The 22,687-nt window shown below is 67.4% G+C and carries 21 protein-coding genes and 2 pseudogenes; 9 read left to right on the forward strand and 14 right to left on the reverse strand.

The window, feature by feature from the left end:
* Nucleotides 1–384: 384 nt before the first annotated feature.
* The gene (locus ACZ6DT_RS11075) at nt 385–834 is read right to left on the reverse strand and encodes a MarR family winged helix-turn-helix transcriptional regulator (protein WP_414942825.1); all 450 of its coding nucleotides are present in this window, start codon (nt 832–834) and stop codon (nt 385–387) included.
* Between the two features lie 68 nt (nt 835–902).
* Here ACZ6DT_RS11075 and ACZ6DT_RS11080 point away from each other — a divergent pair, with 68 nt between their 5' ends.
* The 3 genes from ACZ6DT_RS11080 (at nt 903) to ACZ6DT_RS11090 (ending at nt 4,100) form a co-directional block, all read left to right on the forward strand.
* On the forward strand, nt 903–2,186 hold the full coding sequence (locus tag ACZ6DT_RS11080) for an NmrA family NAD(P)-binding protein (RefSeq protein ID WP_465592076.1): 1,284 nt from the start codon (nt 903–905) through the stop codon (nt 2,184–2,186).
* Between the two features lie 32 nt (nt 2,187–2,218).
* Nucleotides 2,219–2,950, forward strand: a complete 732-nt coding sequence (locus ACZ6DT_RS11085) for an SDR family NAD(P)-dependent oxidoreductase (RefSeq protein ID WP_465592079.1) — start codon at nt 2,219–2,221, stop codon at nt 2,948–2,950.
* 754 nt (nt 2,951–3,704) lie between these two features.
* Nucleotides 3,705–4,100 (forward strand): DUF3224 domain-containing protein, encoded by a 396-nt coding sequence (locus ACZ6DT_RS11090; RefSeq protein WP_465592082.1) that lies wholly within the window; start codon nt 3,705–3,707, stop codon nt 4,098–4,100.
* Nucleotides 4,101–4,524: 424 nt separating this feature from the next.
* Here the strand turns inward: ACZ6DT_RS11090 and ACZ6DT_RS11095 are convergent, their stop codons facing one another.
* The 3 genes from ACZ6DT_RS11095 to ACZ6DT_RS11105 all read right to left on the reverse strand — a co-directional run bounded on the left by ACZ6DT_RS11095 (nt 4,525) and on the right by ACZ6DT_RS11105 (nt 6,953).
* A complete protein-coding gene (locus tag ACZ6DT_RS11095; protein WP_465592085.1) occupies nt 4,525–4,989 on the reverse strand; it encodes an OsmC family protein in 465 nt (154 codons plus the stop codon).
* Nucleotides 4,986–5,636 carry a GntR family transcriptional regulator gene (locus tag ACZ6DT_RS11100; RefSeq protein WP_465592087.1) on the reverse strand — a complete coding sequence of 217 codons (651 nt, stop codon included), beginning with the start codon at nt 5,634–5,636 and terminating at the stop codon, nt 4,986–4,988. The genes ACZ6DT_RS11095 and ACZ6DT_RS11100 overlap by 4 nt, the downstream gene beginning before the upstream one ends.
* A gap of 450 nt (nt 5,637–6,086) precedes the next feature.
* Nucleotides 6,087–6,953: an SAM-dependent methyltransferase gene (locus tag ACZ6DT_RS11105; RefSeq protein ID WP_465592978.1), complete on the reverse strand. Its 867-nt coding sequence runs from the start codon at nt 6,951–6,953 to the stop codon at nt 6,087–6,089.
* Between the two features lie 235 nt (nt 6,954–7,188).
* Between ACZ6DT_RS11105 and ACZ6DT_RS11110 the strand changes: the two genes are divergently transcribed.
* Nucleotides 7,189–7,362, forward strand: a complete 174-nt coding sequence (locus tag ACZ6DT_RS11110; protein ID WP_465592090.1) for a hypothetical protein — start codon at nt 7,189–7,191, stop codon at nt 7,360–7,362.
* Nucleotides 7,363–7,375: 13 nt separating this feature from the next.
* On the opposite strand, the gene ACZ6DT_RS11115 is transcribed toward ACZ6DT_RS11110, so the two are convergent.
* Nucleotides 7,376–7,513 (reverse strand): hypothetical protein, encoded by a 138-nt coding sequence (locus ACZ6DT_RS11115; protein WP_465592093.1) that lies wholly within the window; start codon nt 7,511–7,513, stop codon nt 7,376–7,378.
* A gap of 354 nt (nt 7,514–7,867) precedes the next feature.
* Nucleotides 7,868–8,677 (reverse strand): nuclear transport factor 2 family protein, encoded by an 810-nt coding sequence (locus ACZ6DT_RS11120; RefSeq protein WP_465592096.1) that lies wholly within the window; start codon nt 8,675–8,677, stop codon nt 7,868–7,870.
* A 63-nt stretch (nt 8,678–8,740) separates the two neighbouring features.
* On the opposite strand from ACZ6DT_RS11120, the gene ACZ6DT_RS11125 reads away from it, so the two are divergent.
* Nucleotides 8,741–9,790, forward strand: coding sequence for a helix-turn-helix transcriptional regulator (locus ACZ6DT_RS11125; RefSeq protein ID WP_465592099.1), 1,050 nt, complete (start codon nt 8,741–8,743; stop codon nt 9,788–9,790).
* Nucleotides 9,791–10,237: 447 nt separating this feature from the next.
* On the opposite strand, the gene ACZ6DT_RS11130 is transcribed toward ACZ6DT_RS11125, so the two are convergent.
* The 7 genes and pseudogenes from ACZ6DT_RS11130 to ACZ6DT_RS11160 form a co-directional block, all read right to left on the reverse strand.
* Entirely contained in the window at nt 10,238–10,537 is a 300-nt protein-coding gene (locus ACZ6DT_RS11130) for a hypothetical protein (RefSeq protein WP_465592102.1), read from the reverse strand.
* A gap of 21 nt (nt 10,538–10,558) precedes the next feature.
* Nucleotides 10,559–12,442, reverse strand: coding sequence for a hypothetical protein (locus ACZ6DT_RS11135; protein WP_465592105.1), 1,884 nt, complete (start codon nt 12,440–12,442; stop codon nt 10,559–10,561).
* Nucleotides 12,427–13,179 carry an ABC transporter ATP-binding protein gene (locus tag ACZ6DT_RS11140; RefSeq protein WP_465592108.1) on the reverse strand — a complete coding sequence of 251 codons (753 nt, stop codon included), beginning with the start codon at nt 13,177–13,179 and terminating at the stop codon, nt 12,427–12,429. The genes ACZ6DT_RS11135 and ACZ6DT_RS11140 overlap by 16 nt, the downstream gene beginning before the upstream one ends.
* A complete protein-coding gene (locus ACZ6DT_RS11145; protein WP_465592111.1) occupies nt 13,176–13,730 on the reverse strand; it encodes a TetR/AcrR family transcriptional regulator in 555 nt (184 codons plus the stop codon). Before ACZ6DT_RS11145 ends, ACZ6DT_RS11140 begins: the two co-directional genes overlap by 4 nt.
* A gap of 499 nt (nt 13,731–14,229) precedes the next feature.
* Nucleotides 14,230–14,513 (reverse strand): annotated as a pseudogene (locus ACZ6DT_RS11150) (IS701 family transposase); the annotation flags it as partial.
* A 37-nt stretch (nt 14,514–14,550) separates the two neighbouring features.
* Nucleotides 14,551–15,525 carry a hypothetical protein gene (locus tag ACZ6DT_RS11155; RefSeq protein ID WP_465592114.1) on the reverse strand — a complete coding sequence of 325 codons (975 nt, stop codon included), beginning with the start codon at nt 15,523–15,525 and terminating at the stop codon, nt 14,551–14,553.
* Complete coding sequence (locus ACZ6DT_RS11160) at nt 15,522–16,037, reverse strand: SigE family RNA polymerase sigma factor (RefSeq protein ID WP_465592116.1); 516 nt, start codon at nt 16,035–16,037, stop codon at nt 15,522–15,524. The genes ACZ6DT_RS11155 and ACZ6DT_RS11160 overlap by 4 nt, the downstream gene beginning before the upstream one ends.
* Before the next feature lie 251 nt (nt 16,038–16,288).
* Between ACZ6DT_RS11160 and ACZ6DT_RS11165 the strand changes: the two are divergent.
* Nucleotides 16,289–16,832 (forward strand): annotated as a pseudogene (locus tag ACZ6DT_RS11165) (IS5 family transposase); the annotation flags it as partial.
* Between the two features lie 22 nt (nt 16,833–16,854).
* Here the strand turns inward: ACZ6DT_RS11165 and ACZ6DT_RS11170 are convergent.
* Entirely contained in the window at nt 16,855–18,069 is a 1,215-nt protein-coding gene (locus tag ACZ6DT_RS11170) for an MFS transporter (RefSeq protein ID WP_465592119.1), read from the reverse strand.
* A gap of 161 nt (nt 18,070–18,230) precedes the next feature.
* On the opposite strand from ACZ6DT_RS11170, the gene ACZ6DT_RS11175 reads away from it, so the two are divergent.
* The 3 genes from ACZ6DT_RS11175 (at nt 18,231) to ACZ6DT_RS11185 (ending at nt 22,545) form a co-directional block, all read left to right on the forward strand.
* On the forward strand, nt 18,231–18,785 hold the full coding sequence (locus ACZ6DT_RS11175) for a TetR/AcrR family transcriptional regulator (RefSeq protein ID WP_465592121.1): 555 nt from the start codon (nt 18,231–18,233) through the stop codon (nt 18,783–18,785).
* A gap of 185 nt (nt 18,786–18,970) precedes the next feature.
* Complete coding sequence (locus ACZ6DT_RS11180; RefSeq protein ID WP_465592124.1) at nt 18,971–20,791, forward strand: ABC transporter ATP-binding protein; 1,821 nt, start codon at nt 18,971–18,973, stop codon at nt 20,789–20,791.
* On the forward strand, nt 20,788–22,545 hold the full coding sequence (locus tag ACZ6DT_RS11185) for an ABC transporter ATP-binding protein (RefSeq protein WP_465592127.1): 1,758 nt from the start codon (nt 20,788–20,790) through the stop codon (nt 22,543–22,545). The genes ACZ6DT_RS11180 and ACZ6DT_RS11185 overlap by 4 nt, the downstream gene beginning before the upstream one ends.
* Nucleotides 22,546–22,687 lie beyond the last annotated feature (142 nt).

Below are 22,687 nucleotides of genomic sequence, written 5' to 3' on the forward strand. Positions count from 1 at the left end.
TGGGGGCGAGGCCAACCAAGCCAGCGCTTATGAGTCCGAGAAGCTCTATCCGGTATGCACGGCCGTGAGGCCGGTCATGCCGCACAGGAGCGGTCGCCGCCAGCCTGAGAGGGTTCACCACCGGGCAAGTGTGCTGAGGTCCAGTCCGGAAGACGGCGGATCAGCCGTGCCGGCGCGGGTGCCGCACTCTCTTCGACAGTGGCGCGAAAGGCTGACACCGTGGCTGTCGGCGAGGTTCCTGCGGCGAGTGGGGAGTTCGGTCGGAAGCGTCCGCGCGGTCGTTGGATGCGCTCATGCCGCCGGTACTGCCCCTCTGCTTCGACCGCGGCGCCCTTCGATACCCGTATGCGAAGCACGAGCCCGCGCACGATGCCCCCGGCCGCCTCAGGGCGCGTTGCTGTCCATCGCGCGCACAAGCAAGGCGCGGAGCTCGTGTAGTTCGGGTTCAGTGAGCGCACTGACCGGGCCCGCGTCCTCCCGGAGCCGCTGCGCGAGACCGTCTCGGACGCGCGCCCCCTCGTCGGTGGCCATGATGTTCTTGATCCGCCGGTCGGCACGGTCCGTATGCCTCCCGACCAGGCCGTGGTCCTCGAGCTTGTCGATGATGCCAGTGAGATTCGACGCGTCGTAGCCGAGTTTTCGAGCCAGTCCACGCATGGACAAGGTGGCATTCAGCTCCAGGGCGAGCAGGACCTTCCCCTCAGCGGCCGTGAGGTTCAGCTCCGCCGCTCGCGCGGCGAAATTCCGGCTCAGTCGTGCACTCATTTCGACCAGCAGCTGGATGACCTCATAGGACAACGGAGTGGGCGGTTCGACAGGCATCGACGGGGTCACTGGACGATGCTAACGAAGATAGATTATGGTGGTTTACCACCATAATCTATGTGAAGAAATGAGTACTCATGATCGTCGTGACCGGCGGGACCGGAACGGTCGGCAGTCGGCTGGTGCATCTCCTCGTGGAGCGCGGTGAGCAGGTTCGGGTGCTATGCCGGGACAGGCGCCGGGCGCAGACCCTCTTCGGGGACCGGGTTGAAACCTTCCCAGTCGACCTGGCCGATCCGGGCTCGCTCGCCCCCGCGTTGTCTGGGGCAGACCGCCTCTTCCTGCTGACCACCGCCGCCGCGGTACCCGACAGTCAGCGCGTACAGGAACACAACGTCATCACAGCGGCACGTACGGCCGGGGTGCGCCGAGTGGTCAAGCTATCCGCCCACGGTGCCCACGAGCAGTCGCCGATCGGGTTCGTGCGGGAGCATTGGGAGTCCGAGCGTGAACTGAAGACTTCCGGACTCGCCTACACAATCCTGCGGCCAGGGGGTTACTTGCAGAACTTCCACCGCATCGGTACCGATGACGCGATCTATACCTGTGCCGAAGACGGCCGGACCGCGCTCGTGGACGCGAACGACATTGCCACCGTCGCGGCCGTGGCGCTGACCGAGGACGGGCACGAGGGCAGGACTTACACCCTGACAGGTCCGCAGGCCCACACCTACGACGAGGCCGCCGCGATCCTGAGCGCAGCTGCCGGACGGACGATCACCCATGTCCGAGTGCCCCCTGCGGCACTCGTCGAGGCGATGGTCGGCGCCGGGCTCCCCCGGTGGCTCGCCCGAGATCTGACCACACAGTATGAGGTCATCGCCGCCGGCGACTACGACGAGATCAGTGGCGACGTCGAGGTCGTCACCGGCCGCCCCGCCCGCTCTGTCGCCCTCTTCGCGACCGACGAATTCGCCGGTGGCGGTGCTACCTTCTCCGACGGACAGCGGCCGAACGCTACGACCACGTCCAGCATGCTCAACATCTTCACCGAGAACCCCCTCGCCGCACTCGAGTTCTACCGTGACCGACTCGGGTTCGCGGTGTCGTCCTGCTGGCCGAACCAGGACACTCCCGAGCACGTCGTGCTTCAGCTCGGCACCTCCTTGCTCGCTGTCTCCCACCCGGCCGCGGTGAAATCGACCGGGCTGATACCCGCCAGTGGTTCCACCTTCGAACTGGTCGTCTCCTGCGAGGACGTCGACCGCGAGACCGCGCGACTCCGGGCCGGTGGCACCCGGATACTCATCGAGCCCTATCGCCACCTCGGCGGACACCGACGCGCATATGTCGCCGACCCCGACGGCAACTGGATAGCGCTCGTCGACACGCAGCCCGGCCGAGAGGCGGATCCGCGATGACGAGGAGCCGACACCAGGGCGAGGTAGCGCTGGTGACCGGCGCGAACAAGGGCATCGGGCTGGAGATCACCCGGCGACTCGCAGCCGAGGGGATGACTGTGTACCTGGGCGCTCGCGACCCGGAACGAGGCAAGAGCGCCGAGTTCGAGCTCGGCGGTGCCGACACCGATGTACGCTTCCTTCACTTGGACGTCACCGCAGCGGAACAGGTCGACGCCGCGATCGCCCGGATCGAGAACGAATGCGGGAAACTCGATGTCCTGGTCAACAACGCGGGCATCGTGACCGAGTGGGGAACGCCTGTCGAGCAGATCACCGCAGCACAAGTCCGGCAAGCGTACGAAGTCAACGTGTTCGGCCCGATAGCCATGATTCACGCCTGTCTTCCGCTGCTGCAGCGCTCTTCCCGGGCCCGAGTGGTGAACCTGTCCAGCCCGCTGGGATCGATGGCCCTGCTGAGCGACCCTCACCACCCCATCTCCACCCGCGGCCTGCTCGCCTACAGCTCATCCAAAGCCGCGCTGAATTCGATCACCGTGCTCTACGCCAACGCCCTGCGTGCGAAAGGAATCCACGTCAACGCCGCCAACCCGGGCCTCGTTGCCACCGACCTCAATGTCGAATCCCCCTTCAGTCGTGGACACCAGACTGTCGCAGAGGCAGCCGCCGTTCCCGTCGAACTCGCACTCCTCGATGACACCGGACCCACAGGAGAGTTTCGCGGTGGGCCCACTGGCTCGGTCGAACAGACCGTGCCGTGGTGAGTAGTGCGGAACGGGCCGGCGGTGAGTTGATCCAGGCGGACTGGACACTTCCTCTCTGGCCCGGCGCAACTCACCGCTAGCGCTCTCCACCGCCGCAAGGTGCCCCGCCTAGTGAGGGGTAAGGCAAGTGTGCTCGGACGTGGAAGCCTTGACTGGCGCGATCGCCACAGGGATCCGGCGACCATAGGGAACTTCGGAACGGGCCTCAGCGCCCGATTTGAGCGCTTTGTGCAGGGTCGTGAGTGGTGAGGACGGTCAGGGCCAAGAGTGTCTTGGACTATTACGGCATTCCGGCTTCGGCTGATCGCAGGTCTGTGAGCACTTCGACAGGGTGAGGGGCGGGTTTCGTCGGCTGCGGCGGTGCACCTGGGGTACATGAAGGCCCCCTTCCTTGCGCCTAGCGCAAGGAAGGGGGCCTTCATGTACCCCAGGTGAGAGAGAACTACGGCGGCGGCATAGCGGGCACTGGGATCGCGATGTCCGCTGTGGACTGTTGGAGCCACGCCAGGTGACGGTGCCCGCCCGCTCTCGGGTCGCGACTCAGGGTCACAGCTCGAACATTTGCGTGTCTGATCCATAGCGGCGGGTAGCGCGATACGCCGCAGATAACCGTGGGGATATGGATCACGACTGGAATTGCATGACCTGTACCTTGTCCACTGAGAAGTCTTGACTGCAAAGTAGTGCCATCTCCCCACTGGTGGACAACGCACCACCTCAGTGGTGTCCACACTCACGGAATCGATGAGAGTTCATGAACGAAGTGACCGGCCGGTTCACCCTGGACAGCTGGAATGAAGACGTGTACGACGAGCGAGGAGGCGTTCGCCTTCTCCGCGTTCGCAATACCAAGACCTTCGAAGGAGGAATCCAGGGCACTAGCGAAGCGAACCTGCTCCAGGTGTTGGCACACAATGACTCGGCATCGTATGTCGGCATGGAGCGGGTACACGCGCAGATCGATGGCCGAGAAGGCGATTTCGTGTTGCGTCATTCTGCCCAAGGAAACGCCGAGGGCGGATCCGCCAGCATCGAAGTCGTCACGGACTCGGCCAGCGGCGGCCTGAAAGGACTCCGGGCCACGATGGAGATCACTCGAGCACCGAACGGTGAGCACAGCTACGTCTTCAAATACGAACTGCACTCATAGGGTTGGGGAAACTTCTACCGAGCTGAACCCTCGACAGCCTTCGGGTGTCAGGACGCGATTTGATCGCGATACCGTGGTCGCCTCTGCACCGAGTACAGGCGAGACGGTCGACAGGACCGGAGGTCAAGGGCAGGGGCTCCTGGCGACCTGACTGGGGCAGGGGATGTTGATCCTTCCATCGGCGGCCTCGGTCGGATCGGCGGAAGCTGTCGATCCACATCGGGCAGAACCAGCATCCACGACGTTCGGCTACGCCCGCGTAGACGGCCGCTCACTTCCGAATTCCCGTAGGAGCCTGAGCATCCGGTAGCGGACCCGATCCGGTCAGCGGCATGAAACGACAGGCTGCCAGTCCCGCGACGAGGACGCGGTGGCCGCATGGAGCGGACTGCGCGGGTCGATCGTCACCCGCACCGTATGTCCGTTACCGCACCACGGGTTCGTGCCGTACCGGGAAGTTGACCGAGTTGGCAATGAAGCAGATCCCGTGCGCCTCCTCGTGCAGGGCCAACGCCTTGGCGCGCATGTCAGGTTCGGCGACGGTCACCTCGGGGTGCAGCACGACCTCGGTGAACCGGCCACCCGCGCCAGGCTCCTCCCGCATGACGCCGCTCGCGGAGTCGACATACTCGGTCACGACCACCCCGGCGCGGGCACACAGCGCGAAGTAGCTGAGCATGTGGCATTGCGACAGTGCGGCGACCAGCAGTTCTTCGGGGTTCCAGCGGTCCGCCGTACCGCGGAACGCCGGATCCGCAGTGCCCTTGAGCGGTTCCTTGCCCTCGGCGACGACGTCGTGGTCGCGCGCGTAATCGCGGTAACCGGAGGTGCCGGAGCCGCTGTTTCCGGTCCAGCGCACCATGACCCGGTAGTCGTGTTCCCTGCTCATGTAGACCTTCCTTCCGTTGTTTCGTCCACTGTGGACATGGTGGCCATGACGTGTTCGCGGGCACGGGCGGCGGCTTCGTCCGGTTTGCCCTCGGCAATGGCCGAGATGAGGCGGCGATGCTCGTCGTCCACGCGGGCCGGCCGCGCGGACGCGGTCAGCGAAGCGCGCGTCGAAACGATGATCTGGTCCCAAATCCGGTCCAGGACGTCCAGCGCCATCGGGAGGTCGGCGAGCTCGGCGGCGTGCCGGTGAAATGCCCGGTTGCGGGCCACGCCGTTGAGCAGATCACCCAGGCGGGTGGCCTCGTCGGCCAGGTCGGCGTGCTCGGTGAGGCGGCGTAGTGATGCCGGGGACAGTTCGCCCGCCTGCTGGCGGCGCGCGGCCTGTTCCGCGGTCAGCGCCTCGAGCGAGGCGCGCACGAGGTAGGCATCACGCAACGCCTTGGTGTCGAGTTCGACGACGGTCACGCCCCGGCGGGCGGCGCGAACCAGGCCGTCGCTTTGCAGCCGCCGCAACGCTTCCCGCACCGGTGTGCGGCTGACACCGAGCCGAGAGCACAGCTCCTGCTCGCTGATCGGCTGCCCGGCCGCATACGTCCCGAGCACGATCAGGCCGTGGATGTCGTCGTAAACCCTGTTCAACCGCACTCCTTGTATGCAATGTATACAAAGGATACGACATGGCTGTTCGCTCTGGCAACCGCGCCCTCTCCTGGCTGGTCGGTCGCCGAGGTGAGCACGACACGGCTGGTGATCAAGACTTGGCTCACCAGGGAATGACGTCCTCGAGGGAATCCGGGCCCCGGAAGACACCAGACGGACCGTCCGCGGGAAGCGTCGCGAGCAGGACCGGAACGGCCGCACCCTCGGCGACGGTGCGGTGCCCGCGCGATTAAGGGGCCCCGGCGTTTTGGTCAAGCGATTTACCGGACTGGTAGGAAGATCTCAACGCCACCCACCGCAAGATCCGCGCTTACCGCCGGTCGGCGAGCACGCTCGCCGACACGGTTCCGGCATCGCGAATCTGCACACCATCCTCTTCGATGCCTGATCGCAACACCAGACCCACTCACCACAACACCAGTTACGAGACATCCTTTAGCGCTTGATCGCGACGCCTCCGGTCATGAAGCGCACCCCGATGGTGGTCGCGTCGGTGACGACCTCGTCGGGCTGCCAGAGTGCCAGCGGCACAATGCCGGGCAACAGGATTTCCAGCCCGTCGAAGAAGGCCTCCAGCTCCGCCGGCGTCCGGACCCGGCCGGTGCCGAGCTGGGACAGCAGCACGCGCTCCAGCTCCTCACTCTCCGAAGAATCGCTCAACCGTGTGAAGTTCGTGATGAAGAAGTACGAACCGGACGGAACGGCGTCGCGAAGCGTCGCGACGATACCGTTCGGATCCTCCTCGTCGAGGATGTGGTGCAGGATGCCGCACAGCATCACGCACACCGGCTTGCTGAAGTCGATCATCTCCTGCACCCCGGGGTGTGCGATGACCTCTTCCGGCTTGCGAACGTCGGCGGTGACGACCTTCGTGTTCGCGTTGTCCTGCAGCAACGCCCTGCCGTGCGCGAGCACGATCGGGTCGATGTCGACGTAGACGACCTTGGCATCCGGATTCACCTCCTGCGCCACCTCATGGGTGTTGCGCACGGTCGGCAGCCCGGAGCCCAGGTCCAGGAACTGTGTGATGCCCTCGTCCGCGGCGAGCCGCCGCACCACCCGATGCAACATTGCCCTGTTGTGCAGCGCGATCTCTTTGAGCTCCGGTATCACCTCGAGACTCGCCTTGGCGACCTGCCGGTCGATCGCGTAGTTGTCCTTACCATTCAGCATCACGTCATAGACGCGCGCCGCAGTGGGGACTCCATCGTCGAGAATGAGGAGGTCGGACCCGGGCTGTGCTGCACTGTCGGAGGACATCGGAAGTGGCTCTCCTCGCCGATCGTCAGGAACACCCGGCATGGTAGCCGTTCCGGCACCGCGCGTCACCGGGCCCCGGCCGTCTCACGGCATCGCGCTGACCGAATCCGGCGACGCGGCCAACCACCAGCAAATAGCGCACGTGATGGCAACTGCACCGGTGCGGCCGAGGGCAGACATAACACCAGGTAGCGGGTCCCCACCACCCCGACCAGGGACTGGCATGGTCGACTCGACTCGGTAACACGCTAGGCCCTACGAGTGGCCTGAGGGCGCAGTGGACGAACCCGACCTGACCGGCGCGACCGTGTACGAGGCCGCCGACAAAGTTCCACTGGGCGGCGGTCGCCGGCACGCCCTTTCCCACGAGACCACCTACTTCCCGCCCTTCGACTGCACCCCCCGCCCTGCCTTCGTCCCGGCTTCCACGCTGCGCGACATGCAGGCCTAGACCGAAGTGGCGATTAGAACCTCACCGGTCCGGCGTAGAGCGCTCGGCGGAAACGTGGGACATGGACACAGATCGCGCGGAACTCGGCGTAATGCAGCACCTCAATGTGTTCGGCGGTGTCGGCGGCACGCAGGACGAGTTTGGCGAGCAAGGTGCCGGATCTCCGGAACCCAGCCCAGATCGAGTACTTCCAGTGGGTTCACACCGACCCGGAAGCGACCGCCAATTCGTCGAGACCCTGACAGGCACGAAACCACGACCGCTCACCATCTCACGGTGACCGCTCTCTAAACCTGCTCACGTACCCAGACAGGTCGAATGTCAAGCGGTGGCGGCCCTCGACGCTCGTCGCAAGCGCGCCGAAGCCGGATTGCCGTGGAGCGCAGGAACCCTAATCGCATGCTCTGCTGAACCGCCATCGTCATTGCCGACTCCTGCTGCATCGGCCACGGCGGGAGAGGCACCCGCTCCGAACCGGGCGTGCCGGTCCGGAGCGGGTGTCCGGTCAGGAGCGGTCGAATGCTTCGGCGACCGTGAGACTGTCTTCGTACATGTGGTGCCGGGTGATCAGACCGTCCTCGACGGTGAGGTGCAGCGCGAACGTCATGACGAAACGTTCGCCGGTCGAGGCGACCATCTGCGAGCTTGTGCCCATCAGTACGGCGTCGATCCCGTCGACCATGATGTGGTCGATCGACACGTGACTCTCGGCGGGTGGACAGTGCTCGCTGAACGTGTGGAAGTGGTCGGCGACGTCGGCTCGGGTGGATCGGGGCCGGATCCAGGGCACGGCAGGATGGTTCTCGACCGGCCAGTTGACTCGCCAGTCGACGTTCTGTGCGTACAGTTCCGCGATGTGCCCGGGATTTCCCTGTCCGCTTCGGCGCAGGAGTTCTTCCACGACCGCCCTGGTTCCCGGCAGCTTCCCTGTGGTTACTCCGGCGGTCGGTGCGTCGCCGAACTGATATTCCTGCCGGATCCGCCCGTCTCCGTCCAGTCGGACGAAGATGAAGCCGGTCCAGGCGATCTCACCGCCGTGGGCGGGCACCATATACGTGGTGAAGCGGATCGCCTCGTGGTGGCCGACGGCGTCTCCCGCGGCCCGGAAGACGAACCCGCCCCGCTCGACCAGTTGCCGGTGGGCCTCGGTGACCCGCGCCTGAAGGGCCGAGTGCCCTCGGTACTCGTCGAAGTCGGTGAACTGCACGCCGTCCTCCGCCCACAGTTCGGCAATGGCCGAGCGGCGCCGCTCGGAGTCGGCCTCGTTCCACACGGCGACGTAGCGTCCGACGAATTCATCGACATCGAATCTCATGACCGGGACCTTAAAACCGGTCCACTGACATCGAGTGTCAGTGGAGTTTGGAAGAATCCCGATGTGCGCGCGAGCCGTCTGATGTCGATTCTCCTGCTGCTGCAGAGTCGGGAACGGACGACCGCTCGCGACCTGGCCGCCTACCTCGACGTCTCCGAGCGCACCGTCTATCGCGACATCCAGGCGTTGAGCGCGGCGGGTGTACCGGTGTACGGCGAGGCAGGCCATGAGGGCGGATACCGGCTGGTCGACGGCTACCGGACCCGGTTGACCGGACTGACCCCCGCCGAAGCCGATTCGCTGTTCCTCACCGGTTTGCCAATCGTCGCCGCCGATCTCGGTCTCGGCCAGGCCGCCGAGGACGCACGGCTCAAGCTGACAGCGGCGCTTCCTCATGAGCTGAGCGAACGCGCCGCCCGCCTACGGGACCGGTTTCACCTCGATGCCCTGGCCTGGTACCAGGCAGCCGACCACATCCCTCACCTGACCGACGTAACCGCCGCGGTATGGCACCAGCGACGGGTCCACATGCGGTATCTGCGTTGGGAGAGCCCTCATGAGGTGTCGCGGACAATCGAACCGCACGGTCTGGTGTTCAAGGGCGGTCAATGGTATCTCGTGGCCCGCCGGGACGAGCGGTTCCGCACCTACCGCATCTCTCGCCTTCGTGACGTACACGTCCTGGACGAGAACTTCGACCGCGCCACCGGTTTCGATCTTGCCGCATACTGGCAGACGTACCTCAGTGACTTCGACGCTCGCCGCCACCAGACCCAAGCCGTGCTGCGCCTGTCGCCCACGGGAATGCACCGACTGCCGTACCTGGCCGAGCCCGCGGTCATCCACGCCGCCCACGAGAGCGCCACGACCGATTCGGACGGCTGGACACGCGTCACGGTCCCGGTCGAAACCGGAGACCAAGCCGTGCGTGACATCCTCCGCCTGGGACCCGACGTCGAGGTGCTGGCCCCAGCGTCTTTGCGCGCCCGCATCGCCCACACCCTGGCTGCGATGGCCCGCCATTACGAAGGAGGAGAAGGTTCTCCAGCTCCCGGACCTTCCTCCAAAACCGAGGAATGTCGAAACCCAGGAGCAACTTCCGTCCGCCAGTGACGATCACCGTCCCGAAACGAAGTATGCGATCGGCTGTGCTAAGCGCTGACGTACTTCACCCTCGGTCCCACTCAAGAAGACCAGGCCGGCCCGCCGGATGCGGAGTTCTACACGACCGGCACCACCCGAGGACGGTGCCTGTCCGGTGGGTGGCCGAAGTCGGAGCTCGGCTACCGGTCCGCGACTCCTCGACGCCCGATTCGACAAGGCGTCACCCGCCTGCTCGCCGGTCAGGGAGGCGCGCCGGTAGTCAGGGCGGGATCCGCCGACCGGCGACGCAACTTTGTCCAGCGATTGTCCGAACATCCGCAGAACATCGACCAAGCCGTACCGATCAGCGCGAACCGCTGCACCGAGCTGTGCACGCACATCGGCGCGAGAAGGCGTTCGTGGTGGCGGATTGACTGGGCCCAACCGCCGCTCTGCGGTGTCCGAGCGAGTGCCACGTCACGAGGCGGGCTTGAAACGCGCGGGTTGTGGTCGCTTCGGCTTCGCTCCCACCAGGTACGACCCGCACAGCAGGGCCGCGACCGAGCATGCCGTCATGGCCGGATAGAGGGGAATCGCGGTGTGCTGGCCGCCGAGTCCGACCAGGGGCGCGGCGAGTGCGCCGAGTCCACTTTGGAGTGTTCCTAGCATTGCCGACGCGGTCCCGGCGGATTCGGGGACCGCCTCGATCGCCAGTGCGGTGGCGTTGCCGAATACCAGGCCGAGGCCGGCACCGGTGATCACCAGCGTGCTGATCATCGAGGACGGCGCCGTAGAGCTTCAGGGCAGGTGGTATCGCTTGCGCGATGCCTTGTCGTGGCTTCGCGTGAGCAGCACTGCGCCGATGAGGGCGGTGGCGCCGGTGATGGCCAGCGCTACCATGCCCGCCACCTGCCATCCGTCGGGCAGGTACAGCGCGGCGAACCACGTCGGCTCGCGGATTCCCAGGCGTGACAGCACAAATGCGACTACGGCCTGGACGAACAGCAGCACCGCGCCAAGCAGGTACAGCGCCCACGCGGCGAATGCCTTCCCTGCGGACATCGACACTTTGGATACTATGTCCACAGTGGACGCAGCGGACACACTGGATTTGGATCGTGTACCGCTGCGCATCGTCAGCAGTAGTTCGGTGCCGGTGTTCCGCAACCGCCGCTCGGCGAGCTCGCCGAGCCACCAGGCTGCCCCCGTACCCAGCGCCACGCCCATCGGAACGCCCGCCCAGCTCAAGAAGACACTTCCGGTGAGCCAACCGAGCAGCGGGAGCAGGGCGGCCGGGGCGGCCACGAGCACGGTGAGCGGCAGCATCACCCACGTGATCAGGCCGCCGGTGCCGTCTCCGCCGACGGTTCCGCGCGCCCGTTTCTTCGGATCGGGCCGCGGCACGAGCGCGAACACCGATACCAGTACCGCCAGCCCGGCCCCTGCCCCGAGCGCGGCGGGCAGCAGCGAAAGCGCCCACGGCCAAGCCCAGCCCAAGCCGCTGAGTGGGACACCGAGCGCGGTGGCCACGATCGCCACGGGCGCGGTGAGCAGCAACCAGGCCAGCTGCCGACCGCGCACATCGGCGCGTTCGGCACCTCCCACCATCAGCGTGAACCACAACGCGGTCCCATCGTTGCCGTAGAGCTGCGCGGAACCGGCGGTGGCGAGCAAGGCGACGATCACCCCCGTCGCGGCCAGGTAGCCGCGTTCACCGGCGAGCAGCGGCACCAGGGTCACCGCCAGCGCGAAGAACACCGCGAAAGCCAGGTAGAGCGTGCGATCGAGGTCGCGGACCCAGGTACGCAGCTCCTTGGCCGCGACCGCACCGAGGCGGGTCGCGGGCAGCAGGCGCGCCAGGTCCCAGCGACCCCCGACGTCGTGCCCGCCGGCCGTGCTCAGCTCGGTGGTACGACGGGCGATCAGCCGGGACCAGAGCGCACCGAGCGCCGCGATCAGCGCAACCAGACCGGCGAGCGGCAGGATCGCGAGCACCGGATCATCCCGGCCCGCCGCGTCGACCGCGACGAGTCCCCAGCTCGACGGCAGCACGCGGAGCACCGTGGACAGCGACGGCGCGAACCCGCCGAGCCCGGAGAACGCGGGAAGCAACAACCAGAACTGGGCGACGAAGGCACCGACCACGGCCCATGGCAAAGCGGCCACCACGGCTCGTGCCGTGGAGGTGAGCTGCGCGCTCGTCAGTTCGGTGAGCAGCTTGGACGCCAGCACCACGGCGATCACCTGCAACGGCATGGCGAACACCGCGACGACAACGGAGAACGTTGTGCTCGCGTGCACAACGCCCACGCTGTGCGCGGCGAGGGTGACCAGCGGCCCCACACCAATCAGCGAAGCGGAAAACAGGCCGAAAGCGAGGCGCCGCGACCCGATCGGCAAGACGGCGAAGTACTCCGGGCGCAGCTCGCCTTCGCCACCGCCGAGGAACACCGGCCCGAACAGCCAGCCCAGTGCCCAGCCCGCCAGTGCCAGGCAGAGCAGATCCAGGCGGGTCTCCGGCGGCGCGCTCAGCGCCAGCCATACCGTGCCCACCGCGGCGGCCAGTCCTGCCGCCGCGCCGAGCGCGGTGGTCACCGCACGCATCCCGGTCAGCGAGCCGGTCAGCAGTGCCACTTTCATCCGCAGCAGGACGGGGACGGTCGAGGTCAGGTCGACAGCCATGCCAGCCCGTCCTGCCCGCCGGTGCGCACACCGGCCAGTTCGATGAACCTGGCCTCCAGGCTCCGACCCTCGCGCACCTCGGCCAGCGTGCCCGCGGCCGCGACGCGTCCCCGGGCAATGATGCCCACGTGCGAGCAGAGCTGCTCCACCAGTACCATCACGTGGCTGGACAGGATCACCGAACCTCCACCGGCGACGAACCGCTCCAGGATCGTGCGGATCGTCGCGGCGGACACCGGGTCGACGGCCTCGAACGGCTCGTCGAGCACCAGGAGCTTCGGCGCGTGCAGCAACGCGGCGGCCAAGCTGATCTTCTTGCGCATGCCGGTGGAGTAGTCGAGAACCGACGCCCTGGTCGAGTCGAGTTCGAGCACCGCGAGCAGCTCGTCCGCCCGCCGCCCCACCATCTCCTCACCGAGCCCGCGCAACAGCCCCAGGTAGGTCAGGAACTCCCGGCCGGTGAGGCGCTCCGGCAGTGCCAGCCCGTCGGGCAGCACACCGACGAGTTCCTTGGCACCCAGCGGATCACGCCATACATCGTGGCCGAACACGCGAGCGGTGCCCTCATCGGGCCGCAGCAGGCCGACCGCCATCAGCAGCGAGGTCGTCTTGCCCGCCCCGTTCGGCCCGACCAGGCCGTAGAACGAGCCGGCAGGCACCGTCAAGTCCACCCCGTCCACCGCCCGGTGCACACCGAACACCTTGACCAAGCCAGACAGCTCCAACGCCGCGGTCATCGCGCCGTCGCCCGCTCGAACAGGGCCACCAGATCGCGGGCATAGGCCGCCAAGTCCAGGTCGGGCACGGCGGTGAGCTGCGGACCGATCGCGTCGATCGCCGCGCGGATGGTCATCGCCGTGGTCCGCGTGTCGAACTCGCCGAAGTGGCCGTCCGCCTGCCCCCGGCTCAAGATGTCCCGCAGCGGCGCCAAACTCGCCTCGTAGACCGAAGCGTCGCCGCGGAGCTTGGACTCACCGTTCTCGTCGGTGAACCCGACCGCGATCGCGACCAGCACCTTCACGTCGTCACGGTGCTCCGCGACGTAACCGACGTTGGCCTCGATGTAGGCCCGCAGTTCCTCCGGTGGCGTCGGCCGCTCGGGCATCCGGGCGGCCATGTACTCGGCACCCCGCTGCAGCACGGTGACCACCACCTCCCCGATCAGCTCGTCGCGCCCGGAGAAGTGATAGAAGACCGCCGCCTTGGACAGCCCGGCGCGCTTGCCGATCTCGGTCAGCGAGGCATTGGCAAGCCCAACCTGCGCGATCGCCTCGATCGCGCAATCCACGAGCTGATTCCGGCGAGCCCGGTCAACGAAAGTCCGCTGACCGACCGGTTGATTATCTGACTGCACAGTCAGACTGTAACACCGGCGTACTCGAGGCCTACGTCGAGATCGACGGCGCTTGGAGCAGCCGAGGACCCCCGGCAGGTGTACGACCAGTGCTCACGGGTCCGGAGGCCCCTGTCCCACGCCGAGATCGCCCCAGATTGTCGGTGGTGGCGATCTCGGCGCGGAAGATCCGATACGTCGACATGACAAATCAGAAATTCGCCGACCGCCTTGTCTCGGCGAGCCCCTCAATGCATTCGCCCGGGACGTTGCAGTATTAGGCGCACTTCACCGAAGACCGTGTGGCCGTGCAGTGCTCGGCCTGAAAGTGGGACATGGATACAGATCGCACCGAACTCGGCGTAATGCAGCAACCAAATGTGTTGGCGGTGTCGGCGACGCGCAGAACGAGTTTGGCGAGCAAAGCACCGGGTCTCCGGTAGCGTGAATCCGATCATGCCTGGTTCGTTGACATCGGTTCCCTCTTTACGGCAAGGGATCGTGATAAGGCGAGCCAGGCGTGGGCAAGCATGGACAGGGCGACATGGGCGTACCAGGCTCGCCTGGTACGGGCTTGGCAGTGGCCGGGCCAGACTTCGTTTTTGGTTTGTTGGAAGCATTCCTCGATCCGCCACCGGCTTTAGACGTAGTAGGCGATCTCGGTCGGATCACAGATCGAGCGGCGGGCGGGCATCCAGTGCCCGTGCCGGCCAGCCAGGCGATGCGGATCGGCGTCCGCGCTCGCCGGATCCGCTGAGGATTCGAGGAACCCGGTTCACCTGGCTACGCCGCTTCGCGCGATCTCTTTCAGAGTGCCGGTGGCTGTGCTATCCGAGGTCACCGAGATCCAGTGCATGGCGTCGATCTGCCGAATCACGACGCGGCCGTCGTCGGTGAGCAGAAGCCCACCGGATGGCTTCAATGGCATTTTCTTGACATCGTTCACCGTTCCAGGCCCGATCACTTGCCAGGTGGCAGGTGCGGTCCCGGTTTGGACGCCGACGAGGACACAGGCGGGGTTGTCGGTGGCGGAGCCGTCGGGGCAGAAGCGGAACGATTCCGCGCTGCCGGTCCTTCCTCCTTGGGCGGAGTACACCTTCAGCAGCGGAGGTACCGTGATGTTCTTCAGCGTCGCGGTCACCGGGGTCGGTCGTGTGGTGACGGACTCGGCGACCTCCTGCAGTGTCCGCACTGTGATGCTACTCGACGCCCCGCCGATGGCGGCCCACTTGCCGGGGGAAAGCTGCCAGCTCAGTTCCTTGAAGCCGGATCGCTCGTCAACTGTCCGCAGCACCGCGGGAACCCCGTTGACGTTGCGGGATTCGCCGCCGGCCTCCGTGGCGGGGTCTTCGGTCCGGACCCGGACTGTGATCGTCTCGAAGTTTCCTCTGCCCACATACTGCGCCGAGACCTCATCGGGATCGATCGACCAAGAGTCCAGCACGAACCCACCGGGCAGATGGCCGACAGTGAAGGGCAAGGACTGTGCCGGATCGACCGCCTTCACCGGGGCAACGGCCGATGCCGCCGGCGCCACGGCGACGGGTGGTCGGTCCCCATCCATCGTCAGCAGCCCGCCGGCGACCAGGACACCGGTGGTGGCGGTCGCGGCGGCGGTGAACGCGGTCGCGCGCCGCACTGACACGCGCCGTCGTAGGGTGGAGTGTGTCCTGATCAGCACCGTTGTGGGGTCGGGGGCCAGGTTCTCGCGCTCTCGCAGGGTCTTTCGGAGCAGGTCGAGGTCGGTCATGGTTCAGATACCTCCGTAAGGTCGGATTCGAGGCGAAGCCGCAGGGCCGCGAGGCCGCGCGAAATATGACTGCGCACCGTGCCGGCCGCGCACCCCATCGCTTCGGCGATCTCGGTGTCGTCGCGGTCTTCGTAGAAACGCAGGACGATCGCGGCCTGCTGCGCGGGGGTCAGTTTCCTGAGCAGCCCGTCGAGCTGGTCGCGGTCGGCCACGGCGGCGGCCGGGTCCCCGGACGCCGGTTCGGTGCCCGCGTAGTCGGCTGTCAGCCGGACGGAGCGCTGGTACCAGCGCTTCCGCCAGGACAGATGACCGTTGACGACCATCCGTCGCAGATAGAGATCAGGCCGGTCGGCAGAGACGACCCGTGGCCAGTGCCGATGCGCGCGCACCAGCGCGTCCTGGACGAGATCCTGTGCGAGATCGCGATCGCCCGTCAGGACCGCGGCGAACCGAACCAGGCCCGGAAGCTGCTCGCGGGAAAGCTCGTCGAAGGTGTGTTGTGTGGACTCCACACCTTTCAGACTCCGCCTGCCACAGCTGCTGTTGCGGTGGTTCCGAGGAATTTCCAGCCGACGGCCCCGGCCGAAAACGCGCCGACCAGTGGGCCGAACGGCGGGGTCAAAACGGCGTCCTCGATGGCGTGCAGCCGCGCAATCGAAGCAGGGTTCACGGCTTGTCCGAATTATCTGGCCACGTTGTCACTGTGGCGCCTTGGATCGTGTCTTACGTGGTGATCGGTCGCTGGTGAGCGATGATCTCGGCTGTGGTTGATCGGTTGTCGTTGCGGTTGGTGCCGGACGAGCTGTGGGAGTTGACGGAGCCGCTGATCCTGGCGTTCGCGGGGTGGCGGCACTGCCCCGGTGGACGCCCGTGCGATGTTTACCGCGATCGTGTATGTCCTGACCAGTGGGTGTTCATGGCGGGATCTGCCGCCGTCGTTCGGGGTGCCGTTCCAGACCGCGCACCGCCGCTTCGGTCAGTGGGCCGAAACCGGTCTGTGGCGGCGCTTGCACCACGCGCTCGTGGACGAACTCGGCAGCCAGGGCCTTCATTCGACTGGAGCCGCGCGATCGTGGACGAGTGCCTGCGTGCGGGCCAAAAAAGGGCTCTTTGACCGGTCCCAGCCCGATGGCGGCAGTCAGGCTCGAAGATCCATGCCCTGTCCGACCGCGCCGGGCTGCCGCTCGCCGTCGCGAACACGAACGATTCCTGCGCGCTTGAACCACTGGTGATGGCGATCCCGGCGATCAGGTCCCGTCGTGGCCCGCGGCGTCGCAAACCGGCCAAGTGTGCACGCCGACAAGGCCGCAATACCTAGGTCTCAAGCAACTACACGGTAGCCGGCTCCGAAGTTTGGGGAACGCTTCGCTGTGCCCACGCCATGACCGCCGCGGTGCCGACGATCCCCAGCGCGATCGCCGAGCCGAGCACCCACGGCAGACCCGCCAAGGCCACACTGGCCAGTCCCAGCGAGTTCGCCAGCACGCGCATCAGCCCCAGCATCGACATCGGGACGGTGTACTCCGTCGCGGGCGCCTCCGGTCGCGCCAGGTCCATCGACACCGTCGACACCCACGTCAGCTTCGCCCCGTACACGGCCGCTAAGAGGACGAGCACTCCCGCGGCGAACACCGTACCGCCCGTGCAGGCCCCGCCCAGTTCGGATGCGACCGGGAACAGCAACACGGTGCCGACGACGCCTGCGGCGCCCGCCCACAACGGGAAGCGGTGCCTTCCCAGTCGCGTGACCAGCCACCCTGCCGCTAGTGCGGCGACGACCTGCGCCGAAGTGGCCACTGTGTACTGGACGAGCCCGATTTTCTCCACCGACCACCCGCGATTGAGCAGGATTGCCGTTTGCGGGGCGTAGGCCACCCAGTCGCCCAGCACGAACATCGGTACGACCAGCAGCGTGAACAACCCGGTCTTCGCCTGTCGGAAGAACCGCCACAGGGAGGACCACCCCTCCAGTCCGCGCACGGTGGGCGGACCGGCGGGCTCGCGCAGCGTCAGCAGCACCGAAAGCGGCGCCAGGAACAGCGCCGCCAACGTGCTCAGCGTGGGTGCCCAGCCGACCCACGAATACAACAGCAGCGCTCCGCCGGAGCCGATGATGACCGACAGGCTGCCGGTGGCCACCTGCACCCCGTTGGCGATCCCGTGCTCCTCCGGCGGTATCAGCCGCACCGCGAGCCCGTTGATCGCCGTGTCGTTGACCGAGGACACGAGCAACACGACCGACATCAGTGTCAGCATGAGCGCCATGTTTTCGATCGGGTCGACCGTCGCGAGCGCGAGCAGGGCCGCGACGATGATCACCTGAGTGCAGATCAACCAGCCGCGGTAGTGACCCAGCCGGGCGAATCCGTACTGGTCGATCACCGGCCCGACTATGAACCGGCAGAAGTACAGAATGCCGAGCAGATTGATCAGCGCCAGGTCCTGCACGCTGGTGCCGCGGTCGAGCAGCAAGGTGCCCAACCCGGCGAAGAAGAACGAGTAGCCGATGTCCGAGCCCAACGACAGCGCGCCGATGGTCGTCAACCGCCCAGCCCCTGACTGCATACCGGTACCAACCTCGACTATTGACTGACTGATGGTCAGTCACTGTATCGCAGTACACGGAAAGGCAATGCTAGGGTTTCTGGATCCCAGGACGGCCCGGCCGGCGCGCGGCTCCGCCCGCCTGCGGCGAAGGAGGCGACGTGACCCGCACGAAACCGGGCGAGCAGCGCAGGGCCGAACTGCTCGACTCGGCCGAAGCGGTCGTGCTGCGTAGTGGCATCGACGCGCTCACCGTGGACGAGGTCGCCCTTGGTGCTGGTGTCGCCAAGGGGACGTTCTACCTCCACTTCGCCAACAAGGAAGAACTCCTCGGCGCCCTGCGTGAACGGTACGTCACCCGATTGGTGGAGCGTCAGGATCGCGCGGTGCGTGACGCTCACGGCGTCGAGCGCGTCGAGCGCTGGATCCGTGCCGGGATCAACGAATACCTGGACGACGTACGGCTGCACGACGTCCTCTTTCACTACCCGGCCCGGGTGGACCCGGTACCCAATGTCGCCGTCGACGCGCTGCGCGACGCGCTGGTCGCCTCCGGCTTCGGCCTCCCCGACCCCGAGGCCACCGCGGTCGCGCTTTACCACGTGATGCACGGCGTGGCCGATCGCATCGCGCACATCCCGGCCGACCGCGAGCGACTACTGGCCGAGATCACGCGGATCTGCAAGCTCCTGCTCGGGGCAGCCGTGGCGGGCTGAGCCCGCCACGCACTCCCACCGACCACCGCCGCCCCCACGCGCGGTGGTCTTTTCGTGCCCGTTGCGCACACCGGTTGTTCACAGCCGCTCACGGACCCCTTGGCCTTCGCTGAGAATTTAGGTTAGCCTTGCCTCGAAACTGACTGTCGGTCAGTCAACCGTGTCGACCCAGCGAAGAAGGGCCTATGACGACCACGGACACCAAGCCCGAGCAGGCGCGGCCCACTCCGCCCACCACAACATCGTCCGGGGAGCCGTCCGTCCGACTCCTGCGCGCGCGCCCCGCTGCCGCCCTGCTACGCCCGGTCCGCGCGCATCTCGTCGCCTGCGGCGTGCTCTCGGCCCTGGGTGCCGCGGCGGGCGCCGCCCCCTACGTCGCGATCGCCGAGATCGCCCGCGTCATGCTCAGCGCCCCGACTGCCACCTCGGCCGCGCTCACCGCCTGGACCTGGGTGGTCATCGGTGCGGTCGGCGCGCTGCTGCGACTGGTGCTGCTCGGCGCCTCGTCCTACGTCGGCCACTACGCCGATGCCAAGCTCCTGCATGAGATCCGCACCCGGGTCGTGGACAAGCTCGGGGCGCTGCCGCTGGGCTGGATCCGGGCCAAGGGCTCCGGCTCGGTCAAGAAGACGATGACCGACGACCTGGAGGAGATGCACCACCTCATCGCACACGCGCTCGGCGAACTGGTCGGCGGCGTCACCGCGCTCACGGTGAGCTTCGCCTACCTCCTCGCCACCGACTGGCGGATGGCGCTGGTCACCGCCGTCGTGCCGGTCCTGATGGTGCTGTCCTACCGGGTCGCGATGCGGTCGATGACCGAGCACGTCGGCAACCTCATCACCGCGGAGACGCGGATCAGCGCCGCGAGCGTCGAGTACGCCGACGGCATCACCGTGGTGAAGACCTTCGGCGGAGGTGGCCGCATCCTCACCCGGTTCGCCACCGCTGTCGCCGAGCACACCAAGGCGCTGCGCACGTGGGTGCTGGAGACTCGGTACAGCACCGGTCTGGCACACCTGTTCGGCTCCGAGGTCACCGTGCTCGCCGTCGTCCTCGCCGTCGGAGTGTGGTTCGTCGCGGGCGGTGCGCTGACCGCCGCCGACCTGCTGCCGTTCCTCGTCGTCGGCGTTGGCCTGCCCACCCCGCTGACCCCGATCACCCGCGGCGCGCAGGGCTTGCGCAAGGCGCGCATGGCCGCGGGCAACATCGACGCGCTGCTCGGCCGCCCGCCACTGCCCGAGCCCGAGGCCCCGCAGATGCCCGACGGGCACCGGGTCGAGCTGGACCAGGTGACCTTTAGCTACGACGGCAAGACCGACGCCGTGCACGACATCACCGCCGCCTTCGAGCCTGGCACCGTCACCGCGCTCGTCGGCCCGTCCGGAGCGGGCAAGAGCACGCTCGCCTCGCTGCTGCCCCGGTTCGCCGACGTGACCGGTGGGGCCGTGCGCATCGGCGGCGTGGACGTACGCGACATGGCCTCGGAGCAGCTGCTGGCGTCGATGGCGCTGGTGTTCCAGGACGTCATCCTGCTGCGCGACACCATCACCGAGAACATCCGGCTCGGCCGCCCCGGGGCCACCGACGAGCAGGTGCGCGCCGCCGCTCGGGCCGCGCGTGTGGACGAGGTGGTCGAGCGGCTGCCGCACGGCTACGACACCGTCCTCGACGCTGTCGGCGGCGGCCTCTCCGGCGGCGAGCGGCAGCGGCTGACCATCGCCCGCGCCATCCTCGCCGACGCGCCGATCGTGGTGCTGGACGAAGCCACCGCCGCGCTCGACCCGGACAGCGAGGCCGCTGTGCAGGACGCGCTGGCCACTCTGATCGTGGGCCGCACGGTCGTCGTCATCGCCCACCGCCTGCACACCGTCGCCACCGCCGACCGGATCGTCGTGCTCGACGGCGGCCGCGTCGTGGAGACCGGCGACCACCCCACCCTGCTCGCCCATGACGGCCTCTACCGCCGCATGTGGGCCGCCCAGCAGAACGGAGACGACTCGTGATCGGCCGCCTGCACCGGCTCCACCCGCACCCGTCCGACCTGGCCAAGGTCATCGGCGTGCACGGCGCGATGGCGATCCTGCAAGGGCTCATCCTCGCGTTGCTCATTCCCGTCCTGCGCGCGCTGCTCCAGCCAGAGCCCGACATCGACGCAGCCCTGCCGTGGCTGCTGCTGGGTGCGGCTGGGGTGACCGTTTACTGGGTGCTCAAGGCGGTCTCCACCCCGATCGACTTCGCCGTCAGCATGCGGATCGCCGCCCAGGTGCGCAACCGGCTGATGGCGCACGTGACCAAGCTGCCGCTGGGCTGGTTCACCTCCAGCGCCAAGGCCAAGCTCTCGCGCACCATCACCACCTCGGCCGGGGCGGTGGCGCACCTCGGCGTCACCTTCGGCCCACCCGCCATCAGCGGCGCGCTGGTCCCGCTCACCGTCGTCGCAGTGGTGTTCTTCGTGGACTGGCGGCTCGCTCTGCTGCTGCTCCTGGTGCTGCCTGCGGCCTTCCTGGCGCTGCGCCGCTCCGGTCGCATCGTCGCCGAGGTCGACCGCGACCTGGAGAAGGCCGCGGTCGAGATCGCGGGCCGGGCGATCGAGCTGGGTCAAGCGCAACCGATGCTGCGCGCCGCCGGGCTGGGCCGAGTGGGCAGCGGACGGATGCGCGCCGCCCTGGACGAGCACCGCGCCAGCTACCGCCGCGGGCTGCGCCGCACCGTGTTCCCGGACCTCTCCTACACCGGCGTCATCATGCTCGGGTTCACCGCGGCCCTGATCATGGGGACGCATTTCCTGCTCAGCGGCCAGCTCCCGGTCGCCGACGCGGTCGCCCTGCTCGTGCTCGCCGTTCGGTTCCTGGAGCCGCTGGGCACGCTGACCGAGCTGATGGGCGTGTTGCACGCGATGGACAACGCGACTACGCGCGTGCAGGACATCCTCGCCGAGGAGCCGCTGCCCGACTCGGCGAACCCGATATCGGACAAGCGTGACGCGGGCATCGAGTTCGCCGGGGTCACCTACTCCTACGGCCCCGAGGGCAGGCCCGCGCTGTCGGACGTGTCCTTCCGCTGCGCGCCGGGCACGACGACCGCGCTGGTCGGCCCTTCTGGCTCGGGCAAGACGACGGTCACCCGGCTCGTCGCCCGTTTCTTCGACCCGGACCAGGGCTCGGTTCGCGTCGGCGGCGTCGATGTCCGCGACCTCGACCCGGCCGCGCTGCTGGACGACATCGCCATCGTCTTTCAGGACGTCTACCTGTTCGACACGACCATCGAGGACAACCTCCGCCTGGCCCGCCCCGACGCCACCGACGACGAGCTGCACGCCGCGGCCCGCGCCGCCCGCCTGGACGAGGTCGTCGACCGCCTGCCGCAGAGCTGGTCCACCCCGGTCGGCGAGGGCGGCGCGCGGCTCTCCGGCGGCGAGCGGCAGCGGGTCTCCATTGCCCGCGCCTTCCTCAAGCAGGCCAGGATCGTGCTGCTGGACGAGGCGGGCTCGGCCCTCGACCCGGAGAACGAGGCCATGGTCAGCGAAGCCATCGCCAACCTGACCACCGACCCCGACCGCACGGTCATCGTCATCGCCCACCGTCCGGCCACCCTGGCCACGGCCGACGCGGTGGTCGCGCTCGACGCGGGCCGAGTGGTCGAGCAGGGAACCCCTGCCCAGCTCCGCGAGACCGGGGGAATGTTCGCCCGTGTGTACGCCCAGTACGAGACCGCCCGCGGCTGGCACATCTCCAGCACGACGACGGGCGCTGACTGACTCCCGGTCCCGTGCCGCCCCCTCAGGGAACGCGACAGCAACGAATACCCCGAACCGGATCGTGCGCGAGTTCCCGCCCCAGAGCGTCGATATCCTTGCCGGCCACCACCCGCCGGTGGCGTCCATGTCCTCGTAGGGTTTC

The sequence above is a fragment of the Amycolatopsis sp. NPDC041971 genome (assembly GCF_055588925.1).